The organism is Rhodopseudomonas pentothenatexigens (genome assembly GCF_900218015.1).
Classification (GTDB): domain Bacteria; phylum Pseudomonadota; class Alphaproteobacteria; order Rhizobiales; family Xanthobacteraceae; genus Rhodopseudomonas; species Rhodopseudomonas pentothenatexigens.
Genome location: NZ_UFQQ01000008.1, coordinates 1 through 22,017, shown reverse-complemented (window position 1 = coordinate 22,017; position 22,017 = coordinate 1). Strand labels below are relative to the sequence as shown.

At 66.0% G+C, this 22,017-nt stretch carries 17 protein-coding genes and 1 riboswitch; of the genes, 6 read left to right on the top strand and 11 right to left on the bottom strand.

Features of this window, described 5'->3' with window-relative positions; genetic code table 11:
* Positions 1–33: 33 nt before the first annotated feature.
* Together DWA33_RS08855 and DWA33_RS08850 are read right to left on the bottom strand one after the other, a co-directional pair.
* Entirely contained in the window at positions 34–402 is a 369-nt protein-coding gene (locus DWA33_RS08855; protein WP_114357899.1) for an endonuclease domain-containing protein, read from the bottom strand.
* A gap of 386 nt (positions 403–788) precedes the next feature.
* Positions 789–2,417, bottom strand: a complete 1,629-nt coding sequence (locus DWA33_RS08850) for a fatty-acid--CoA ligase (RefSeq protein WP_114357734.1) — start codon at positions 2,415–2,417, stop codon at positions 789–791.
* Positions 2,418–2,534: 117 nt separating this feature from the next.
* On the opposite strand from DWA33_RS08850, the gene DWA33_RS08845 reads away from it, so the two are divergent.
* Positions 2,535–3,602, top strand: coding sequence for an extensin family protein (locus tag DWA33_RS08845; protein WP_114357733.1), 1,068 nt, complete (start codon positions 2,535–2,537; stop codon positions 3,600–3,602).
* Between the two features lie 311 nt (positions 3,603–3,913).
* Here DWA33_RS08845 and DWA33_RS08840 read toward each other — a convergent pair whose 3' ends face one another.
* Positions 3,914–4,600: a L,D-transpeptidase gene (locus tag DWA33_RS08840; RefSeq protein WP_114357732.1), complete on the bottom strand. Its 687-nt coding sequence runs from the start codon at positions 4,598–4,600 to the stop codon at positions 3,914–3,916.
* Between the two features lie 349 nt (positions 4,601–4,949).
* Between DWA33_RS08840 and DWA33_RS08835 the strand changes: the two genes are divergently transcribed.
* The gene (locus DWA33_RS08835) at positions 4,950–5,930 is read left to right on the top strand and encodes a magnesium transporter CorA family protein (protein ID WP_114357731.1); all 981 of its coding nucleotides are present in this window, start codon (positions 4,950–4,952) and stop codon (positions 5,928–5,930) included.
* Positions 5,931–6,011: 81 nt separating this feature from the next.
* Here DWA33_RS08835 and DWA33_RS08830 read toward each other — a convergent pair whose 3' ends face one another.
* The 5 genes from DWA33_RS08830 to DWA33_RS08810 all read right to left on the bottom strand — a co-directional run bounded on the left by DWA33_RS08830 (position 6,012) and on the right by DWA33_RS08810 (position 9,909).
* A complete protein-coding gene (locus tag DWA33_RS08830) occupies positions 6,012–6,290 on the bottom strand; it encodes a BrnA antitoxin family protein (RefSeq protein ID WP_244601233.1) in 279 nt (92 codons plus the stop codon).
* Positions 6,277–6,555, bottom strand: a complete 279-nt coding sequence (locus DWA33_RS08825) for a BrnT family toxin (protein ID WP_114357729.1) — start codon at positions 6,553–6,555, stop codon at positions 6,277–6,279. Before DWA33_RS08825 ends, DWA33_RS08830 begins: the two co-directional genes overlap by 14 nt.
* 430 nt (positions 6,556–6,985) lie before the next feature.
* A complete protein-coding gene (locus DWA33_RS08820; protein ID WP_114357728.1) occupies positions 6,986–7,927 on the bottom strand; it encodes a prephenate/arogenate dehydrogenase family protein in 942 nt (313 codons plus the stop codon).
* Positions 7,924–9,021, bottom strand: a complete 1,098-nt coding sequence (hisC, locus tag DWA33_RS08815; protein ID WP_114357727.1) for a histidinol-phosphate transaminase — start codon at positions 9,019–9,021, stop codon at positions 7,924–7,926. The genes DWA33_RS08820 and hisC overlap by 4 nt, the downstream gene beginning before the upstream one ends.
* Positions 9,022–9,063: 42 nt before the next feature.
* Positions 9,064–9,909, bottom strand: a complete 846-nt coding sequence (locus DWA33_RS08810; protein ID WP_114357726.1) for a chorismate mutase — start codon at positions 9,907–9,909, stop codon at positions 9,064–9,066.
* 306 nt (positions 9,910–10,215) lie between these two features.
* Positions 10,216–10,295, top strand: a riboswitch (SAM riboswitch).
* Between the two features lie 105 nt (positions 10,296–10,400).
* Between DWA33_RS08810 and metX the strand changes: the two genes are divergently transcribed.
* From metX to DWA33_RS08795, 3 genes are all read left to right on the top strand, one after another.
* Complete coding sequence (metX, locus tag DWA33_RS08805; protein ID WP_430707867.1) at positions 10,401–11,600, top strand: homoserine O-acetyltransferase MetX; 1,200 nt, start codon at positions 10,401–10,403, stop codon at positions 11,598–11,600.
* Positions 11,601–11,602: 2 nt separating this feature from the next.
* Positions 11,603–12,298 carry a methionine biosynthesis protein MetW gene (metW, locus tag DWA33_RS08800; RefSeq protein ID WP_114357724.1) on the top strand — a complete coding sequence of 232 codons (696 nt, stop codon included), beginning with the start codon at positions 11,603–11,605 and terminating at the stop codon, positions 12,296–12,298.
* Between the two features lie 220 nt (positions 12,299–12,518).
* Complete coding sequence (locus DWA33_RS08795) at positions 12,519–13,268, top strand: NlpC/P60 family protein (RefSeq protein ID WP_114357723.1); 750 nt, start codon at positions 12,519–12,521, stop codon at positions 13,266–13,268.
* Positions 13,269–13,488: 220 nt separating this feature from the next.
* Here the strand turns inward: DWA33_RS08795 and DWA33_RS08790 are convergent, their stop codons facing one another.
* Entirely contained in the window at positions 13,489–14,277 is a 789-nt protein-coding gene (locus DWA33_RS08790; protein WP_114357722.1) for an MOSC domain-containing protein, read from the bottom strand.
* A 226-nt stretch (positions 14,278–14,503) separates the two neighbouring features.
* On the opposite strand from DWA33_RS08790, the gene clpB reads away from it, so the two are divergent.
* Positions 14,504–17,143 (top strand): ATP-dependent chaperone ClpB, encoded by a 2,640-nt coding sequence (gene clpB, locus DWA33_RS08785; protein ID WP_114357721.1) that lies wholly within the window; start codon positions 14,504–14,506, stop codon positions 17,141–17,143.
* A 276-nt stretch (positions 17,144–17,419) separates the two neighbouring features.
* Here clpB and DWA33_RS08780 read toward each other — a convergent pair whose 3' ends face one another.
* Together DWA33_RS08780 and DWA33_RS08775 are read right to left on the bottom strand one after the other, a co-directional pair.
* Positions 17,420–19,048, bottom strand: coding sequence for a PQQ-binding-like beta-propeller repeat protein (locus DWA33_RS08780; protein ID WP_114357720.1), 1,629 nt, complete (start codon positions 19,046–19,048; stop codon positions 17,420–17,422).
* 147 nt (positions 19,049–19,195) lie between these two features.
* Entirely contained in the window at positions 19,196–21,274 is a 2,079-nt protein-coding gene (locus DWA33_RS08775; protein WP_244601232.1) for a M23 family metallopeptidase, read from the bottom strand.
* Positions 21,275–22,017 lie beyond the last annotated feature (743 nt).

The window sequence follows — 22,017 nt, the reverse complement described above, 5'->3', positions numbered from 1 at the left end:
ACGGCCGGGCAGGGCATCGATCCAGATGCGCGCTCAGCTCGGGGCGTCCGGAGCGATCTCATCCTGTAGCGCGGCCGCAATGACGTCGAGGACGCCTGCGACATTGCCGAGCACGTCGTTGTTCCAGAACCGCAGCACGCGATAACCCAGCGTGCGCAGGAAGTCGTCGCGCACCGCGTCCTTGGACGACTCCGCATGTTGGCCGCCGTCGACCTCGATCACCAGCATCCGTTCGCGGCAGACGAAATCGCAGATGTACGGACCTATCGGACATTGCCGGACGAATTTGTGCCTGGCGATCTGTCGGTTGCGCAGCCGATTCCACAGCATGGTCTCGGCGTCGGTCTGATTGCCGCGCAGCCGCCGTGCAAATCCGATAGTCTTCCGGCTGGGCCCGCGCATCGCCATGCCCCTCACCCGGCTCGCATCTGACGATGCGATCCTTCCTCTCCCCGCGAAGAGCGGGGAGAGGTTAGGAGAGCCGAGAAGCTCATTCAATACGCAGACGTCGGCGAGTGGAGGTAATCGTTACCAAGCGCACAGCGCGCTCCCTCTCCCCGCTCTTGGCGGGGAGAGGGCTGGGGTGAGGGGCCGGGCAGGCCGCGGCCAGTTTTGCGGTGATCGTAGGATGGGAAGGCGAAACTCGATAGGTCGGGTGCGTTGCGGCTTCGTGCCAAGCCCCTCACCCGACCCGGCTGCGCTGCGCTACGCCGTGTCGACCTCTCCCCGCACAGGGCGGGGAGAGGTTGCGCCGTGCACGGCGAGACGACGTGCTTGGCAGCCAGTTCTTACGCCGCCGCGCCGGGCAGCGTGTAGGTCTTGAACTGATCGCGCAGTGCGGTTTTCAGGATCTTGCCGGTCGCGGTGTGCGGGATCGCTTCGACGAACACGATGTCGTCGGGCATCCACCATTTGGCGATCTTGCCGTCCATGTACTGCAGGATCTCGTCGCGGGTGCAGGTGACGTCCGGCTTGAGCTGGCAGATCAGCAGCGGGCGCTCGTCCCATTTCGGGTGATACACGCCGATCACCGCGGCTTCCGCCACCTTGGGGTGGCCGACCGCGAGATTCTCCAGATCGATCGAGGAGATCCACTCGCCGCCGGACTTGATCACGTCCTTGGAGCGGTCGGTGATCCGCATGTAGCCGTCCTGGTCGATGGTGGCGACGTCGCCGGTGTCGAAGAAACCGGCATCGTCGAGGATCTCGCTGTCGACCCGGTAGTAGTTCTTGGCGATCGCCGGACCCGACACTTTCAGCCGGCCGAAGGTCTTGCCGTCCCACGGGACTTCCTTGCCGGCGTCGTCGGTGATCTTCATCTGCACGCCGAACGGCGGATAGCCCTGGGTCGCCAGCACGTCGAGCCGCGCGTCGCCGGTGGTCTGGTCGAACGGCGGCTTCAGCGTGGCGAGCGTGCCGAGCGGGCTCATCTCGGTCATGCCCCAGGCATGGCGCGCCTCGGCGCCCATGTCGACGAACGCCTTGATCATCGAGCGCGGCATCGCCGAGCCGCCGCACACCACCATCTTCAGATGCGGCAGCGTCAGCTTCTCCTTCTGCATGTATTGCAGCAGCATCAGCCACACCGTCGGCACGCCGGCGGTGTGCGTCACCTTCTCGGTCGACAGCAGCTCATAGACGGACGCGCCGTCGAGCTTGGCGCCGGGCATCACCAGCTTGGTGCCCATCGACGGCGCCGAGAACGCGATGCCCCAGCTGTTGGCGTGGAACAGCGGAACCACCGGCAGCATGGTGTCGGCGGCGCGGGTGCCGAGCGCGTCCGGGTTGTTGGCCATCAGCGCGTGCAGCACGTTGGAGCGGTGCGAATACAGCACGCCCTTCGGATCGCCGGTGGTGCCCGAGGTGTAGCACATCGCCGCCGCGGTGTTCTCGTCGAAGGTCTTCCATTCGAAGTCGCCGTCGGCTTCCTTCAGCCACTCCTCATACGCGACCGCGTTCTTCAGCGTGGTCGGCGGCATGTGCTCCTTGTCGGTGAGCACGATGAAGCGCTCGACGCTCGGGATCTGGTCGGCGATCTTCTCCAGGATCGGCACGAAGGTGAGATCGGTGATCATCACCCGGTCCTGGGCGTGGTTCACGATCCAGGCGATCTGGTCCGGAAAAAGCCGCGGATTGACCGTATGGCAGATCGCGCCGATTCCCATGATGCCGTACCAGCATTCCAGATGCCGGGCGGTGTTCCAGGCGATCGTCGCGACGCGGTCGCCGAGCTTGATGCCGGCGCGGTCCAGCATCTGGCTCACCTTCAGCGCCCGTTGATGGATCTGCGCATAGGTGGTGCGGACGATCGGACCCTCGACCGACCGGGTGACCACCTCCTGGTTGCCGTGGATCCGGGCCGCGTGCTCGATGATCCGATGACACAGCAAAGGCCAGTCTTGCATCAGTCCAAGCATTCGAAATTTCCTCCTGTTCGTTATCCCCTTGGGATTGGTGCCGACTTTAGCGCTTACCCGCTTTGCGGAAAACGGTCTTGTTTTCAGGCGCTCCGCGGCAAAGCGCCATTCTGGACGGTGCTGATCGCGCTGGTTGCAGCCGGGACGGTGTCCGCCGCCGCGCGGGACATCGTACCGCTGCCGAAGCCGCGTCCGTCGGCGGCGCCGGGACCGGTCGAGCGCGCCGCGACGCCGGCCGAGGACGAGTCCGCGCCGGATGCCGAGTCGCCGGAAGCTGCACCCGCGGCCGCGGCTGAAGCGCCCGCCGCCAAGCCGCCATCGGCCTGCCGTGCCGCCCTGACCGAGGCGATCGCGATCGCGCCGAGCATTCCCGACATCACCGGGCCGGGCGGCTGCGGCGGCACCGATCTGGTGCGGCTCGAAGCGGTGGTGCTGCCGGACGGCGCGCGTGTCGCGGTGTCGCCGGCCGCCACCGTGCGCTGTGGCATGGCGCGGGCGCTCGCCGACTGGGTGCGGGCCGACATCGCGCCGCTCGCCGCCTCGCTCGGCAGCCGGGCCGCCGCCCTGGACAATTTCGACGCCTATGAGTGCCGCGGCCGCAACCGGCAGCGCGGCGCCAAGCTCAGCGAGCACGGCCGCGCCAACGCGATCGACCTGCGCGGCTTCAAGCTGGCGGACGGCCGGATGATCTCGCTGACCGATCGCGAGGCGCCGCGGCAGGTGCGCGAGACCGTGATGCAGTCGGTGTGCGGGCGCTTCACCACCGTGCTCGGCCCCGGCTCGGACGGCTATCACGAGGACCACATCCATCTCGATCTCGCCGAGCGTCGCGGCGGCTACCGGATGTGCCAATGGGCGCTGTACGAGGGGCTGCCGCCGATCGCCCCGGCGATGCCGCTGCCGCGCCCGGACGAAGCGCCGCCGCGCGAGGTCGCGGCCGACGACGACCGCGCGCCGCAGACGGTGGCGCCGTCCCGGCCCGAGGCCGCCGAGCCGGCGCCGGCCGAGGCGGCCGAAACGGAGCAGGCCGAGCCCGCGCCGCTTCCGCCGCCGAAGCCGGCCATACGCGCCAAGCCCAAGGCCGCCGCGAAGCCGGCCGCCAACAAACCGATCGACCTCACACCCTCGACTTCGCCGGCCACAAAGCCGCCGGCTCGCAGCAAGCCGGCGCAACCACCGACCTGACATCTCTCAGGCGTGAGGCTCACCTCTCCCCGCGCGCGGGGAGAGGTCGACCGGGTGAGCGAAGCGAAGCCGGTCGGGTGAGGGGGCGCGTCCGCAACGTCGAGCCATTGTGCTTGCGTCCGCCCCTCACCCCAACCCTCTCCCCGCGACGAGCGGGGCGAGGGAGCGCTCAGTGCCCGATGCGCTGCCGAGCTCGGCAGTAGATCAACGCGCAGCACCGATACAGGCGCCAGCGCCAGATCCCCGCAGAACAAAAAAGCGCCGGCGAACCGGCGCTTTTCGAAATTGTGGCGGGGTGAGGCGCGTCGCGGTTATTGGGTCGCGGTGCCGCTGCTGCCGCCCTGCAGGGCCATCTTCGAGTTGAACGGCGAGTCGCCGTGCTTCGGCTCCAGCACCACCACGATGGTGCCCATCTTGGCCCGGTTGTACAGGTCGATGACGTCCTCGTTGGTCATGCGGATGCAGCCCGAGGAGATCGAGGCGCCAATATATTCCGGCTGGTTGGTGCCGTGGATCCGGAACAGGGTGTCCTTGTTGCCCTGGTACAGATACAGCGCGCGGGCGCCGAGCGGGTTGTCGATGCCGCCGGGCACCGAGGACGGCAGGCCTTCGATCCGCTTGTGGATGTCGGCGGTCGGGGTCCATTTCGGCCATTCGGCCATGTTGCCGACCCGGGCGATGCCGGAGAACGCCAGCGCCTCTTCGCCCACGGTCACGCCGTATCGGATCGCCTTGCCGTTATCGAGCACGTAATACAGAAAGTGGTTGTCCGAATCGACCACGATGGTACCGGGAGCTTCCTTGCGATGATAATCCACGATCGCGCGGCGGAACGGCTCCGGCACCGACACCTTGGCGTAGCGCGCCTTGGCGAGCTGGGCCTTGTCGTTGGGTTTGAGGTTGGCTTCGGGGGCGGCCTGATAGGTGGTCTGCATGCAACCCGACAGCAGCAGGCCGGCGATGGCCAGCATTCCCAGCTTGGTTCCGTTCAACGCCATTCTGAATTCCAATCACGATCTGGCGCGCAACCACGCGCCGGGAGGCATCGCAAAACTCGACGATTCTGCTTGTTAGTATCTCGCAAACCGTTCCGTTTGCCAGCACTACAGCGAGCAGCTCGTAACGAGGCGCCGGTGTTGTTGCATTTCTGCCGCATAGAATACGGCCTCCGATTAATTTTCCGGCAACGGTTGCGGCGCCTGGGGCGGCATTGTCATGGCGCTGCCACGCCCGAGCCACAAAATGCGTCGGGTTCTGTGCCGTCCCTGTGCCACACTCCCATCGGCGGGCTCTGACCAGCGCCTCGTCCCCCTCCGCCCCGATCGCCTGCCCCAGCCTGGAGTCGCCATGCTTGCATTCTTCGCCCCCGCCGAAGCCATCCTGAAACGCGCCACCGCGGAGGATCTGGCGGCGCTGCCGGAAGATACGGTGTGGGTCGATCTCGACCGGCCGACCCCGGACGAGGACAAGGCGGTGGAACGGCTGGCGCGGATCGAGGTGCCGACCCGGGAAGACATGCAGGAGATCGAGATCTCCAGCCGTCTCTATATCGAGAACGGCGCCCGCTACATGACCGCCAGCTTGATGTGCGGCGCCGACACCACCTCGCCGCGGCTGTCGCCGGTCACCTTCATCCTGGCCGGCCGCCGGCTGGTGACGGTGCGCTACGACGAGCCGCGGCCGTTCGCGGTGGTGGAGAGCCGGCTGGCGCGGGCTCCGGGTTCAGGCGCCAGCGGCGAGAGCGTGCTGTTCGAACTGCTCGACGCGGTGATCGACCGCTGCGCCGACATCCTGGAGCGCGCCGGTGCCGACGTCGACGACGTCAGCCGCCAGATCTTCGAGCCGGAGGGCGCGGCCCGCACCGGCCACCCCAAGCGCTATTCCGACATCCTGATCGCGATCGGCCGCAAGGGCGACCTGGTGTCGAAGGTCCGTGAGAGCCTGGTGTCGATCGGCCGGGTGGTGGCGTTCCTGTCGGTCGAGGGCGACGGCGTCAAGCGCACCAAGGAGCTGCGCACCCAGCTCAAGACCATGCAGCGCGACGTGCTGTCACTGACCGACCACGCCAGCTATCTGTCGAACAAGATCACCTTCACGCTCGACGCCATGCTCGGCGTCGTCAATCTCGAGCAGAACAACATCATCAAGCTGTTCTCGGTGATGGCCGTCGTGCTGATGCCGCCGACCCTGATCGCCTCGGTGTACGGCATGAACTTCCGGATCATGCCCGAGCTGAACTGGGAGCACGGCTACCCGATGGCCCTGCTGATGATGCTCTGCGCCGCGATCGGGCCGTACATGTTCTTCAAGTGGAAGAAGTGGTTGTGAGCTTAGCAGCCGTAGGATGGGTTGAGCCGAAGGCGAAACCCATCGTACCACGTCTGTGGGTTTCGCTGCGCTCAACCCACGCTACGCTTTCTTGCCTGCTGCCTTCTTCCGGCTCATGTGCTGCTTCAGTACCTCACCCATCCGGGCTTGATAACCAGGGCCGGTGCTTTTGAACCAGTGCAGTACGTCGGGGTCCAATCTTAGCGATACCAGTTGCTTCGGCGCCTCCGCTTTCGGGCGGCCGCGCTTGATGAGCTTGCCGTCACGATGGTGATCGGCTGCGGCGAACCACTCGTCGGTGAGTTCGGGAATTTCCTCGTACTCTTCCGGCGTGATGACATGACGATCAAGCTTCGCCAAGTTGGTCCGCGAAACGCGCTTGCTCCCGGGCATTGGCTTTCCTCATTGATATAATGTGCCGCGCATCGCCGCGCGGTGTCCATGCGACGACAACCATCCGCCTGCGGAGCCGTCCGATCGTGATCATACGGACTTCACCATAGTCCTTGCGGAGGTCGGGATAGTCGAACGTGTCACCGGCAAACACCGCCTCGGCTTCGATGAAATCGATACCTCGCGACCGAATCGTCTCTTCGCGTTTGGCCGGATCGAACGTGATCCTCATGGCAATCAACGCCTAATTATTGTAGATACAAAAAATAAATTTACAAGGGCTCGGCGTTCGGTCCGCCCGCGCTGTCGGCGCGTCGCAATCTTCGCCATCGTCAGAGTGATAGGTCGCCGGGTCAAGCCCGGCGACGACGCGAGGGCGTGCAAAGGAGCCGCGACACTATTTCTATAAGGACTATCGTCCGTGTCGTCCTGTCCTACGGCGCCGCGAGAACGTAAGGGTGCGGTTGTTTGATGTTTGAATAGAGAGACGATACGGCGCAGAGCGCGCGCTCCACGCTCCACCGTCATCGCCCGGCTTGTCCGGGCGACCCAGTATTCCAGAGCGCTGGTTGATCCGCTGTGCGCCCGCTACCAGCTCTCTGCAATACTGGGTCCCCCGCCTGCGCGGGGGACGACGACAGAGAGATGGTGAAGTTGCCCGCTTACTCCGGCGCCTTGCCGAGCTGCTTGTGGCGGCGGCCGAAGTCCGGGGCGGCTTCGTCCTGGCCGATCTGCACGATGCCGCGGCGGATCGCGCGGGTGCGGGTGAAGTGATCGAACAGCGCGTCGCCGTCGCCGCGGCGGATGGCGCGGGTCAGTTTCGACAGATCTTCCTGGAATTCGCCGAGCATCTCCAGCACCGCGTCCTTATTGGTCAGGAACACGTCGCGCCACATCGTCGGATCGGAGGCGGCGATGCGGGTGAAGTCGCGGAAGCCGCCGGCGGAGAATTTCAGCACTTCCGACTGCGTCACGCCTTCGAGTTCTTCGGCGGTCGACACGATCGTATAGGCGATCAGATGCGGCAGATGGCTGGTCACCGCCAGCACCAGGTCGTGGTGCTCCGGCGTCATGATCTCGACATTGGCGCCGAGCGCGCGCCAGAACGCGGCGAGCTTTTCGGTCGCCTCGGCGTTGGTGCCCTCGGGCGGCGTGAGAATGCACCAGCGATTGATGAACAGCTCGGCGAAGCCGGAGTCCGGGCCGGAATTCTCGGTGCCGGCGACCGGATGCGCCGGCACGAAGTGGATGTCCTCCGGCAGATGCGGCGCCATCGCCTTCACCACGGCGCCCTTGACCGAGCCGACGTCGGAGACGATCGCGCCGTGCTTCAGATGCGGTGCGATCTCCTGAGCGACATCGCCGCAGGCACCGACCGGAATGCACAGAATGACGAGATCGGCGCCGTCGGCGGCTTCGGCGTTGCTCTCGACCACACCGTCGACGATGCCGAGTTCGCGCACCCGCGCCCGGGTCTCTGCCGAGCGCGCGGTGGTGACGATCTCGCCGGCGAGGCCGAGCGCTTTCGCGCCGCGCGCGATCGAGCCGCCGATCAGGCCGAAGCCGATCAGCGCGACTTTGCGGAACATCGGCGCAGCATTCATGGCTGGCCCATGAACTCGCGCAAGTTTTCCAGCACCAGCGCGTTGGCTTCGTCGGTGCCGATGGTCATGCGCAGCGCATGCGGCAGGCCGTAATTGTTCAGCGCGCGCAGCACCAGGCCACGCTTGGTCAGGAACGCGTCGGCGTCCGCCGCGGTCTTGCCCCTGGTGGTCGGGAAGTGGATCAGCACGAAGTTGCACACGCTCGGCGTCACCGTCAGCCCGAGCTTCGGCAGCTCTTCGGCGAGCTGGTTGCGCCATTTGTCGGTGTGGGCGCGCGAGCGCTCGACATGGCCGGTGTCCTGGATCGCCGCGACCGCCGCGAGCTGTGCCGGCACCGAGACGTTGAACGGCCCGCGGATGCGGTTGACCGCGTCGACAATGTTGGCCGGGCCGAACATCCAGCCGATCCGCAGCGCGGCGAGGCCATGCACCTTGGAGAAGGTGTGGGTCAGCACGGTGTTCTCGGTGGTCGACACCAGCTCGATGCCGAGCTCGTAGTCGTTCTTCATCACGTAGTCGGCATAGGCGGCGTCGAGCACCAGCACGACATGGCCGGGCAGGCCGGCGCGCAGCCGCTTGACCTCGTCGAACGGGATGTAGGTGCCGGTCGGGTTGTTCGGGTTGGCGAGCCACACCAGCTTGGTGTTCGGCGTCACCGCGGCCAGCATGGCGTCGACGTCGGTGGTCAGATTCTTCTCGGGCGCGACCACGTTTTTGGCGCCGTTCGCCAGCGTGGCGATCGGATACACCAGGAAGCCGTGCTGGCTGGAGATCGCCTCGTCGCCGGGCGCCAGATAAGTGTGCGCCAGCAAATTGAGGATTTCGTCGGAGCCGGCGCCGCAGATGATGCGGTCGGGATCGAGCCCGTAGGCCTTGCCGATCGCCTCGCGCAGCACCCGCGAAGTGCCTTCCGGATAGTCCTCGAGATGATCCGCCGCGCTCTTGTAGGCCGCGATCGCGTGCGGCGACGGGCCGAACGGGGTCTCGTTGGCCGAGAGCTTGAACACCTTGCGGCCCGGCTCGGGCACCGGGCTCTTGCCGGGGGTGTAGGGCGCAATATCGAGGATGCCGGGATTCGGCACGGGACGTGACATCGTCAACTCCGGAAAAATCGTCGGGCGGCTGAAGGCCGGTAATTACGCGGACTTGCCGCTCGGGGGCACCGTATAGCGCCTTGCGTGGCTGCCGACGAGGGCCGACGAACGGAGGGAGGCCCCCGCTGCGATCAGGGCAGCCTTGATCTGATCGAGGCCACCGGGCGCCGGGATCGACACCAGCAGCGCGGCGCCGTCAAAAGCGGTATCCGGCACCGCCACGACATCGGCCAGCGGCGACAGCGCCCGGGCGGTATCGGCGTTCCAGCCCGAGACCCGGATGCTCCAGGTCTCGACCTCGGTGACCATGGCGCTGTCGGCGACCCTGGACACCACGAACACCGGCAGCGCGGCCGGGTGGTCGGCGCGCTCGATGAAGGGCAGGCGGGCGATGATTTTCGGTGCGCCGTCGGCTTCCAGCGCCAGCCACCACGGAGTGTTGCCCGAAGTCGCCGATACCAGCGCCAGGTCGCCCTTGGACTTCGCCACGGCTTCGACTGCCGCGGAGGCGGAGAAGTGCGCGACGTAGGGCACCGTGAAGCCGAAATGGAAGCGGGCGGAATCCCGCATCGCCGACTCGCCCAGCGACTGGTCGGCGTGCACCGAGAACGGCGCCTGCACATAGGTAAAAGTCGCGATGATCACCCGCCAAATGCTCTCGACGGTGTCGAGCGGCAGGATGCCGTGGTGCCGCTGCACCAGCCGCCGCATCATGTCGGCCTCGCGCGCCGGGCGGAACGCCGAGCCGACCTCCTGGGTCTGCTTCACAGCGATCAGCCGGTCGATAATCTCGCCGCGCTGCATCAACAGCTGGTGCACCTGCGCGTCGATGCTGTCGATCTCCTGGCGCAGGTCGGCGAGCGACGGCGGCGAGGGCGGCTTGGTCATTGCTTTTAGAACCTTCAGGCGAAACGCGATGCGACCTTCTGCTTAGGAAACCAGACGATTGAACGCAAAGGAATTTGGATTTTGGGGCAGGGCGCGACCGCGAACCGCAGCAGGCTCCCTCTCCCGCCTGCGGGAGAGGGCTGGGGTGAGGGCGCCACAGGCAATGAGCCTGCGACTCGCGGAGCGGAGTGCCCTCACCCGGATCGCTGCGCGATCCGACCTCTCCCGCAGGCGGGAGAGGTGCGCTGCGCTCGGCGCACGCGCTATCCCAAATATTGACGGCCCGGCCCTTCATGACTACAGTCCACCCGATCCCGTGGTCATTTGAGCCGGCCGGCTTGCAGCCACGTTAAACAACTCGCTAAACAGGCCGGGGACAGTTCCGATCCCGGCCGAACCGATGTTCAGGCCGGGTTTTTTATTCGCCCTGCCGTTCTTATCTGAGGTCGAACCGGGCGTCCCGGGGTGTCGAGGCCGTTGGCAGGCGTATGATGAAGATCCATTCGGTGAAGGGGCAGAAGATCGCCGCCGGCGAGCGGGCCCAGGAGGCCGACCACCCCCACTCCCTGGTGGCCCAGTTCGGCCCCGACCAGCCGCTGCCGCTGGATTGCGGCATCGAGCTCAGTCCGTTCCAGATCGCCTACCAGACTTACGGCACGCTGAACGCCGACAAGAGCAACGCCATCCTGGTCTGCCATGCCCTGACCATGGATCAGCACATTGCCAACGTGCATCCGATCACCGGCAAGCCCGGCGGCTGGCTGACCCTGGTGGGCCCCGGCAAGCCGATCGATACCGACCGCTATTTCGTGATCTGTTCGAACGTGATCGGCGGCTGCATGGGCTCCACCGGCCCCGCCTCCACCAACCCCGCCACCGGCAAGCCCTGGGGGCTGGATTTTCCGGTCATCACCATCCCCGACATGGTCCGCGCCCAGGCGATGCTGATCGACCGGCTCGGCATCGACAAGCTGTTCTGCGTCGTCGGCGGCTCGATGGGCGGCATGCAGGTGCTGCAATGGTCGGTGGCGTTCCCGGAGCGGGTGTTCTCGGCGCTGGCGATCGCCTGCGCGACCCGGCACTCGGCGCAGAACATCGCCTTCCACGAGCTCGGCCGCCAGGCGGTGATGGCCGATCCGGATTGGCAGCACGGCCGTTACTTCGAGAACGGCTGCTTCCCGCATCGCGGCCTCGCGGTGGCGCGGATGGCCGCGCACATCACTTACCTGTCTGACGCGGCGCTGCATCGTAAGTTCGGCCGCAAGATGCAGGATCGCGATCTGCCGACGTTCTCGTTCGACGCCGATTTCCAGGTCGAGAGTTACTTGCGCTATCAAGGCTCGTCGTTCGTCGAGCGGTTCGACGCCAACTCGTATCTGTATCTGACGCGCGCGATGGATTACTTCGATGTCGCGGCCGATCACGACGGCGTGCTGGCGGCGGCGTTTCGCGGCACCCAGACGCGGTTCTGCGTGGTGTCGTTCACCTCCGACTGGCTGTTCCCGACCTCGGAGTCGCGCGCCATCGTGCATGCGCTCAACGCAGGCGGCGCACGGGTGTCGTTCGCCGAGATCGTCACCGACAAGGGACACGACGCGTTCCTGCTCGACGAGCCGGAATTCATCGATATCGCGCGCGCTTTCCTTCAGTCAGCGGGCACCGCCCGCGGCCTCGGCAAGGCGGAGCACTGATCATGTCGGTGCAGGAAGGCTTGCCGCTGGAAGATCACGCGCGTCCGCAACTGCGCGTGCATCGCGCCGATCATCTCTTGGTCGCCGACATGGTCGAGACCGGTTCGAAGGTGCTCGACGTCGGCTGCGGCGAAGGCGATCTGATGCAGCTCCTCGAATCCCGCGGCGTCGATTGCCGCGGCATCGAGCTGTCGCGCGAGGGCGTCAACCGCTGCGTTTCGCGCGGCCTCGCCGTGGTCCAGGGTGACGCCGACACCGACCTCGATCACTATGTCGACGATGCGTTCGACTACGTGATCCTGTCGCAGACGCTGCAGGCGACGCGGCAGCCCAAAGAAGTGCTGGAGAATCTGCTGCGGATCGGACGGCGCGCGATCGTGTCGTTTCCGAATTTCGGCTACATCAACATGCGGCTGCAGTTGTTGATTCACGGTCAGATGCCACGCACCGAGAACCTGCCGGCGACCTGGTACGATACGCCGAACATCCACTTCTGCACCATCAAGGACTTCGTCGGGCTGTGCGATGCGATCGGTGTGAAGATGGAACGCGCAGTTGCGCTCGACCGTTACGGTCGGCCGCTACGGCTGAACGCGCCGTGGTGGTTCTGGAACATGTTCGGCGAGCAGGGCGTGTTCCTGCTCAGCCGTGCGCAGAAGAAACCGCCGCTGCAGGCGGCGGGCTGCATCGCGCCTTAGCCTAGGTTAATAAGTAGTTAATGCGTGCGGTGATCAGCTTGCAGCACGCGATACGTGCAGAAATGTTGCGTATCATGAAATTTCCTCGAAATTTCCCCTAAATTCCGACTCTCGCTTTCTCAAAGCCATCCTCTCGCCATCCCCGATCGATTAACGCGTCGACCCCGATGTCGGCCCGTGCGGGTCGGCGCGTTCGAGGAGTTCCGGAGAGAGAGTCTGTATGGTTGTGTTTTCTGCGTTTGGATTGTTCCGCTTCGTCGCTGCCGCGCTGTCGCTCGTGGTGCTCGCGGCGATTGCCGCTCCCGCATCGGCCAAGCCGCTGCATCGTCATCACGCTCACGCGTCAAAATACTCGCACCACACCGCGTCTCGTCACGCGCACCATCATCGCCGCTCGCACGCCTGGCGCCGTCACGGCCGCATCGCGCAGCAGCAGGCGGAGGTTGCGCCGTCGGCTTTCGGTTTCTCCGGCCACGATCCTGCGATGAACGTCTCGGCCGCAATGGCGCAGCCGCAGTTGCAGCCAGTCACGCAGAAGCGCCACGGTCGTCGTCATCGCGTCGCCGCGCAGCAGCAGATGCAGAATTCGCAGTGGCAGTCGTGGAACGGCGGCGGCGGGTCGAGTCTGGTGGCCGCCGCGCGGAGCTACATCGGCAGCGGCAATCCGACCGGCCGGCGCGCGCTGTGGTGTGCGCGGTTCATGAACATGGTGTTGCAGCGGACCGGCCATCAGGGCACAGGTTCTGACATGGCGAGTTCGTTCGCGCGCTACGGCCAGCGCATCTCCGGTCCGCAAGTCGGCGCGATCGCGGTGATGTCGCGCGGCAAGCGCGGCGGCCATGTCGGCGTCGTCAGCGGCATCGATCCGAACGGCAACCCGATCGTGGTGTCCGGCAATCACGGTCGCCGCGTCGCCGAGGCGGTGTATTCGAAGAGCCGAGTCTACGCCTACGTGATGCCGTCGAGCTGATTGCTCGACGTGTCGCCCAAGGCACAACGTCATCCGCGGGCTCGACCCGCCTGCGCGGCCGAAGCCGCTTCGGCGCGGCGAAGGCCCGCGGATCCATCGCGCGCGAAGCGTGAGCTTTTCAACAGATGGATCGCCGGGTCGAGCCCGGCGATGACGATCCGAGAGCGGCGATGCCGCTGAGTTATCGACGTTCGGCCACTCACGTTCCGCGCGGGCGGTGCTACGCGAACAGCTCCGCCTGCTCGACCTGTATCGCATCGCCTTGCGCGATGTCGCCGGCTTCGATCACTTCGGCATAGACCCCGCAATCGGCGTGGCCGAGGTTCTGCTGCAGCGTCTCGGGGATCGCCATGTCGCGGGCGGCGGTCTGCGGATCGACATTGGTGGCGGCGCAGCGGACGATGCGCTTGACGACTTTCAGCCGGGCGCTGCCGATCGTCAGCACCCGGTCCATCAGGTCGAATTCGTGCCAGGCCGGCCAGCCTTCGACGTAGAGGTTGCCGCGGAAGCGCAGCGGATCGACCGGGCGGCCGATCATGGTTTCCAGCGCGGCGACGCTTGCTAGGTTGATGATCGACACCACCTTGCGGGCGACGTCCGAGAAGCTGTGGCCCTGACCGGCCAGCAGCTTCGGCGGTCCGCGCAGTTCGTCGGCGCAATAGCCGGCGAAGAACTGTTCGATCGCAGCGCGGCCGGTTTCGCTCCGAAGATCGCCGCGGACGGCTTCGGCGCCGTCGCGGGCGATGCTGAGCTCGCCGGTCGCGGCATCATAGCGGCTGCGCAAGGCGGCGAGCCGCTCGTTGCGCATCAGCATCAGAAACCTGATCTTGGGGAAGTAGCGGGGATGGGCCGGGTCGAACCCGATCGGTCCGTTCTCGATCGCGAATGCCCGGTCGCCGGGCAGGGTCTGGCCGCTGTCCAGAGCGACGGTCGGCAACGGCTCGGGCGACAGGCCCTTGACCGGATAGCGATAGATCGAAGCGACGGAGGCAAGGGCTGAGTCTGTCATGGCGGGTGTTTAGGGGATCGCGCCGGCTTCGGCAGCCCACGAAAATGTGAGCCGGGGCCTTCCGTTTGCCGGAACAGATGCCCACATTTGCGTCAAGCCGATGCGCTCCGCACGGTGACGACCGCCGCCGGCTGAGGAATGTCAGCGCGGCCGGCGGAACCCCAATGAAGATGCCGTCGCGCGTGCTTTTTCAAGGCGCCGAGGGCAGGCTGAGGGACCGAAACCAATGAACGTTGAAAAATACACCGAACGCGTGCGCGGCTTCATCCAGTCGGCGCAATCGCTTGCTGTCCGCGAGGGCCATCAGCAGTTCTCCCCGCTGCATATCCTCAAAGTGCTGCTCGACGATTCCGAAGGGCTGGCGGGCGGTCTGATCGACCGTGCCGGCGGCAATTCGCGTGCGATCCTGAAGGCGACCGAAGACGCGCTCGGCAAGATGCCGAAGGTGTCCGGCTCGGGCGCCGGCCAAGTCTATCTCGATCCGGCCACCGCGCGGGCGTTCGACGCGGCCGAAAAGGCGGCCGAGAAGGCGGGCGACAGCTTCGTCACCGTCGAGCGGCTGCTGCTGGCGTTGTCGCTGGACAAGGACAGCGAGGCTGGCAAGCTGCTCGCCAAGGGCGGCGTCACCCCGCAGAATCTCAACGCTGCCATCAACGCGCTGCGCAAGGGCCGCACCGCGGATTCGGCGACGGCCGAGAACGCCTATGACGCGCTGAAGAAATATGCCCGCGACCTGACCCAGGCGGCGCGCGACGGCAAGCTCGACCCGGTGATCGGCCGCGACGAGGAGATCCGCCGTACCATTCAGGTGCTGTCGCGCCGGACCAAGAACAACCCCGTGCTGATCGGCGAGCCCGGCGTCGGCAAGACCGCCATCGTCGAAGGCCTGGCGCTGCGCATCCTCAACGGCGACGTGCCGGAGAGCCTGAAGGACAAGAAGCTGCTGGCGCTCGACATGGGCGCGCTGATTGCGGGCGCGAAATATCGCGGCGAGTTCGAGGAGCGGCTGAAGGCCGTGCTCAACGAGGTCACGGCGGCCGAGGGCGGCATCATCCTGTTCATCGACGAGATGCACACCCTGGTCGGCGCCGGCAAGGCCGACGGCGCGATGGACGCCTCCAACCTCCTGAAGCCCGCGCTCGCCCGCGGCGAACTGCACTGCATCGGCGCCACCACGCTGGATGAGTATCGCAAGCACGTCGAGAAGGACGCCGCTCTGGCGCGGCGCTTCCAGCCGGTGTTCGTCAACGAGCCGACGGTCGAGGACACCATCTCGATCCTGCGCGGCCTGAAGGACAAATACGAGCAGCACCACGGCGTGCGGATCGCCGACTCGGCAATCGTCGCCTCGGCGACGCTGTCGAACCGCTACATCACCGACCGCTTCCTGCCCGACAAGGCGATCGACCTGATGGACGAGGCCGCGGCGCGGCTGAAGATGCAGGTCGACTCCAAGCCGGAAGAGCTGGATTCGATGGACCGCGAGATCGTGCGGCTGAAGATCGAGCAGGAGGCGCTGAAGAAGGAGAGCGACGTCGGCTCCAAGACCCGCCTGGTGGCGCTGGAGAAGGAGCTCGCCGAGCTCGAAGAGAAGTCGGCGGTGCTGACCCAGCGCTGGAGCGCGGAGAAGAACAAGCTCTCGAACGCCCAGAAGCTGAAGAGCGAACTCGACGCCCTGCGCATCGAACTCGCCAACGCGCAGCGCCGCGGCGAGTATCAGCGCGCCGGCGAACTCGCCTATGGCCGGATCCCCGAGCTGGAAAAGAAGCTCGCCGACATCGAAGCTCACGAGAATGCCGGCGAGATGGTGGAGGAGGCGGTCACCGCCGATCACATCGCCCAGGTGGTGTCGCGTTGGACCGGCGTGCCGGTCGACAAGATGCTCGAGGGCGAGAAGGAAAAGCTGCTGCGGATGGAAGAGCAGCTCGGCCAGCGCGTGGTCGGGCAGTTCGAAGCCGTGCACGCGGTCTCGACCGCGGTCCGCCGCGCCCGCGCCGGCCTGCAGGACCCGAACCGACCGATGGGCTCGTTCATGTTCTTAGGCCCCACCGGCGTCGGCAAGACCGAGCTGACCAAAGCTCTCGCAGAGTATCTGTTCGACGACGAGACCGCGATGGTCCGCATCGACATGTCGGAATTCATGGAGAAGCACTCCGTGGCCCGGCTGATCGGCGCGCCTCCCGGCTATGTCGGCTACGACGAAGGCGGCGTGCTGACCGAAGCGGTGCGGCGCCGGCCGTATCAGGTGATCCTGTTCGACGAGATCGAGAAGGCGCATCCGGACGTGTTCAACGTGCTGCTGCAGGTGCTCGATGACGGCCGTCTTACTGATGGACAAGGCCGCACCGTGGACTTCCGCAACACGCTGATCGTGATGACGTCGAATCTCGGCTCGGAGTATCTGGTCAATCAGCCCGAGGGCGAGGACACGTCGGCGGTCAGGGAGCAGGTGATGGGAATGGTGCGGGCGCACTTCCGCCCCGAATTCCTCAACCGCGTCGACGAGATCATCCTGTTCCATCGCTTGCAGAAGAGCGAGATGGGCCGGATCGTCGACATCCAGTTCGCGCGGCTCACCAGGCTGCTCGAGGACCGCAAGATCGTGCTCGACCTCGACGCGGCGGCCCGCGACTGGCTCGCCGAAAAGGGCTGGGATCCGGCCTACGGCGCTCGTCCCTTGAAGCGGGTGATCCAGCGCCACGTCCAGGACCCGCTCGCCGAGATGATCCTGGAAGGCTCGGTCAAGGACGGCGACCACGTCGCGATCTCGACCGAAGGCGGCGTGCTGACCTTCAACGGCGCCCCGCCGCACAGCGCGGACATCGAGCCGTTCACCGGACGGCCGCCGAAGCGGATGCTGAACTGATATCCGGTGTCCCGGACGCGCTGCGGCATGCTCATGCCGTAGCGCGAATCGCGATCGCTGCCACACAAGCCCCGGTCATCGCCCGCGCAGGCGGGCGATCCAGTATTCCAGAGCGTTGATGTTGCGGCACTGCGGCCCAAGATACGAGCAGTCCAAAGTACTGGATCGCCCGGTCGGAGCCGGGCGATGACGGCAGAGCTTTGAGCCGCTGCGCACCGCCGCAAGGCAGTGCGCAGCGCAGCGTCGAGGCAGGCCGTTCAGGGCGGAGAGGCGCAGCTACTTCTTCTCGATCTTGTAAATCGCGTTCTCGATATCGGACGACACGTAGATCGTGCCGCCGGCGCCGACACCGACGCCGGTCGGCATGTTGGTCGGCGGCAGGCCGGGGGCGGGGACGAGGCCGATCGGCAGATTGCCGGCGAGTTCGGTGACCTTGCCGCTGGCCGGATCGATTTCGATCACGCGCTTGGCGCCGGCTTCGGCGACGATCAGTTTGCCGGTCGGCGCCAGCGCGAGGCCCTCGGGCATCTTCAGGTCCTTGGCCACGATGGATTTGGCGCCGGTCGCCGGATCGATCTTGCTGATCTGGCCGGCGAACGCTTCGCTGACATACACCGCGTTGTCGCTGCCGAGCACAAGGCCGACGGGACCAGCGAGATCGGTCGCGATCGCCTTGCGGTCCTTGCCGTGCTCGCCCGAGACTTCGACCAGCGACTTGGTGCCGAGCTCGGCGACCAGCAGCCTGCTGTCGCCGAGCCTGATCGCATCGTAGGGCGCCTTGAAGCCGTGCAGCATGTCGCGACTCTTGCCGGTCTTGCGGTCGATCGTCTGCACTGTGCCGGTGAACCAGCTCGACAGGATCACCTCGTCGCCCTTGGCGGTGGCGCTCATCGGGTATTCGAGCGTGGTGCCGTCGGCATGCATCCGGGCCACTTCGCGCACCTCGCCGCTGCCGCCGTCGACGGTGCGATAGGCGAACACGTCGGCGACGTAGATGGTGTCCTTGCCGCCGTCGGAGACGACGCCGATGCCGCCGGGGAACGCAAGCTTGCCGATGATCACCTGCTTGGCCGCGCCGGTCGCCGGGTCGATTTCCTGGATGCCGTTGTCGGCCATGTTGGAGACGAAGATGCGGTCGTTCGCATCGATCGCGAGATTGTCGAGCGACGGTTTCAGCTGCGCCGCGACCTGCTTGGCGCCGGTCTTCGGATCGATTTTGACGAGTTGGCCGAGCGCGGTGTCGAGCGCCCACAGATTGCCCTTGGAGTCGAAATTCGCCGCCGCCGGAATCTTGAAGCCGTCGGCGACGACGCTGAGCTCGCCCTTGTCGACGTCGACCTTCACGATCTGGCCCTTGAACCACAACGGGCCGTACAGTCTGTCGTCGGGGCCGAATTCGAATCCGTTCAGGCCGCCCATCTTCTCCATGATCTTGCGCGGCGGCTTTTCGCCCGCGACATCGATTTCGTACAGCGCATCGCCGAGAAACACCTGGGTGGCGTAGAGCCGCCCGTCCTTGCGGAAGGCGAGCGAGTTGATGCCGGGCAGGCCCGAGGCAAGCTTCCTGATCGGGCCATCGCCCTTGCGGGCATAGAGATCTCCGGTGAGAAACGCCGTCCAGGCCATTGTGCCGTCCGGCGCGATCGCGATGTCGTCGGCCATGCCTTCCGGCGTCGGCACCGCAATCTTCGCCGTCCCCTTGTCACGATCGACCTCGTACAGCGCCGCGCCTGCGACGCTGCCGGCGAACAGTTTGCCGGCCTTGTCGACCGCGAGGCCGTGGACGCCGTGAAACGCCGAGCCCTGGACCAGCTTGGTGACCCGATAGCCGTCCGCGTGTGCGGCGGACAGCATCAGCAGGCCGATCGTCAACGCGCTCGCGCCGCGCGCAAGTTTGCCCTTCATTGCATTCCCTCCGAGATCTTCTCGTTGTTATGGCGAGAGTATTCGGCGGGGGGCGGAGGTTGGCAAATGGAATCGAAGCCGCGCTGCAGCAGATTCCTCGCCGCGGAATGCACGCGCGGGAGCGATCACCTTCGGACTAATCGAAGTTCAGCGTCGCGCCTGTGAGGTCGACGAGGTGCGCACCGGAGCCGAGGAGGTCAGGTCTTCGGCGAGCCGTCCACCGCCGCGGCCGGCCATCATCGTATCGAGCCGGTCGCGCTCTTTCTCGAATGCCGCCAGCATCTGGCCGTCGAGCGAGCGGCCGCGCGGCAGGCGGACGCGCATCGGATCTACGAACCGGCCATTGACGATGATTTCGTAGTGGACATGGGCGCCGGTCGACAGGCCGGTCGAGCCGACGAAGCCGATCACCTGGCCCTGGCGGACGCGTTTGCCGGGCTCCATGCCCTTGGCGTAGGCCGACATGTGGCCGTAGGCGGTCTCGTAGCCGTTGGCGTGTTTGATGCGGATGTATTTGCCGTAGCCGCCTTCCCAGCCGGCCTTCTCGATCACGCCGTTGCCGGAGGCGAAGATCGGCGTGCCGTAGGGCGTCGACCAGTCGACGCCGGTGTGCATCTTGACGTAGCCGAGGATCGGGTGGCGGCGGGCGCCGAAGCCGGAGCGCATGATCGCCTGGTTGACCGGCTTGCGCACCAGGAACTTCTTCGCGCTCTTGCCGGTCTCGTCGTAGAAATCGACCGCCGCGTCGTCCGGGGTCTGGAACCGATAGTATTTCTTGGTTTCGCCGCCGACGGTGAGCGAGGCAAACAGCACGTCGTTCTTCTCGACTGCGGTCGTGGTCTCGTCGTCGCCGGCGTAGAACACTTCGAACGAATCGCCGGCCTGTACCCGGCGCTGGAAGTCGACGTCGTAGGAGTAGATCCGGATCATGTCGTCGATCACGGTCTGCGGCACCTTGTTGCGGAGCGCGGTCTCGTAGATCGATTGATACAGCCGGACGCCGCTGCCGTCGTCCTCGTCGTCGTCGCTGTTATCGGCGGTGTCGCTGACGGTGTTGAGGCTCTGGACGTCGACCGCGACATAGCGGCCGAGATCGGACAGCGCCGCGACCGCCTCGACGACCGAATCGCCCGCCACGATCACCCGGAAAGGCTGCGGCGGTTTGCCGGGGCCGGACGGCTCCATCAGGATCCGCAGTTTCTGGCCTTCCTTCAGGCCGCCGTCGCGGCCGCGGGCGCCGAGCGCGGCGGCGACTGCGCGGGCGTCTTCCTCGGTGGCGCCCTGATCGCGCAGCACCGAGACGATGCTGTCGCCTTTCTTGACGATATGGGTGCGTTCGCCGGTCGGGTTGCCGCCGGTCACCTGCTCCTTGGTCTTCGGCAGCAGCGTGACGTTCTCCGGCACGATTCGGGTCTCGAAGCCGGCATAGGGATCGGCCGAGGGACCTTCGGGCGCATAAGCGAGTTTGACGTCGCCGCCGAAATCGCCGGCGGTGGCGCTGGCGTAGCGGACGCCGCTGTTGCCCTTCCAGTTCGCGGCGTCGCGGACCCGCATCAGGATTTCGTCGGGCGGGATCTGGCCGGAGATTTTGGCGCGCGGCAGCACGGTGCCGAGATCGCGGGTGACGAACGAGACTTCGGCGTCGGGTTCGACCGCGTCGGGATTCTGCGCGTCCTCGGCGGTCGGCGTCGGGGCGCCGACGTCGCTCAGCATCCGCTGGGCATTGAAGGCGGGGATCTTGGCCGACAGGTCGCTGGTCGTCAGCGACAGGTTGCCGGAAATCCTGATGAAGGGGCGGACCCGGACGACGTCGCGATGGCCGACCCGCGACACCGTCGAGACCCGAATCACGCTGCGGGCCAGTGCGGCTTCACTCGGGGGCGGCAGCCGGTCGCTCTTGTGCAGGGCGACGTTCTTGTCGGCCCCGAACGCGCCACGCAGCGCGGCCTGCACCAGTTCGGGTGCCTTGGCAAAGGTGGTCTCGCCGTCGAGCGAGGCGAACACCGCGCCGCCGATCAGCGCCGCACCGCACAGGCCCGTCAGAATCGTGCCGCTGAACCATTGCACCGAGACGCGCCGGCGATCGATCACTGCGGCCTCGGAGCCGTCGACGGAAAGCGGCGGCTCGTGGCCGAGGTCGATATAGCCGACCTCTCGCCCTGAGCTGCGCCCGCGTGACACCCTTTGGCTCAATCCGTCGTCCCCCGATTTCGCAATCGGCCGCATCCGCGACCGGTCGGCTAGTCTGAACGATCAGGCCGTCGGCCGATCAAACCTGCCCGCTCCGCGTCGCGGACCGGAGCCTTCTACCTGATTGCCGCCGTCTTGTCCGCCTCGGAAGGCGTACGCCATCAGCCGCAACTGTCCCTCCGTCGCCGACGGGCGGCCAAATTGCTGGCGGCCGCTGCCGGCGTCAATCGAAAGCGGCCTCCGTGGCCGTCGCGATTCTCGAGCGGGCGCATCGCCCCCGAGGACCTGATCGGAGGTCGAATGAACCCGTCCAGCGCCCCATCGGAGCCGAATAGTTTTCTTGATCCGATGGGGAGAACGCCCCCGGAATGTGGCCTGAGTGCGGCGTCCGGCATCAGAACGCTTTGGGAAAACTACAGAAAATGCGTCCCCGTAATCACACGACATTTTTCTGACGAGGCCGTTGACAGCTTCGAGGGGGCCGGCCTATAAGACGGCCACTGAGCGCGGCGCCGCTGAGCCCCACGGGCCCCAGCGAGTTTCCGTGCCTCTGGAACATCCATCGACCTCGATGAGTGATCAAGCAGCCGATCGTTGTCGGTTGCGAATTGCTGTCGGTTGAGGAATTCCAAACTCCTATTAAGTGTAGGAGATGAAGTCTTGGATCGCCACGATCCGGGCTTCGTGAGGTCTTCGGATCTCGGGCTGTTTGACAAGTGAAGAAGAAGAAAGAGAAACGTGGACGGCGAAGTCCTTGCGGGTCTCGATTTTGAGGGAGC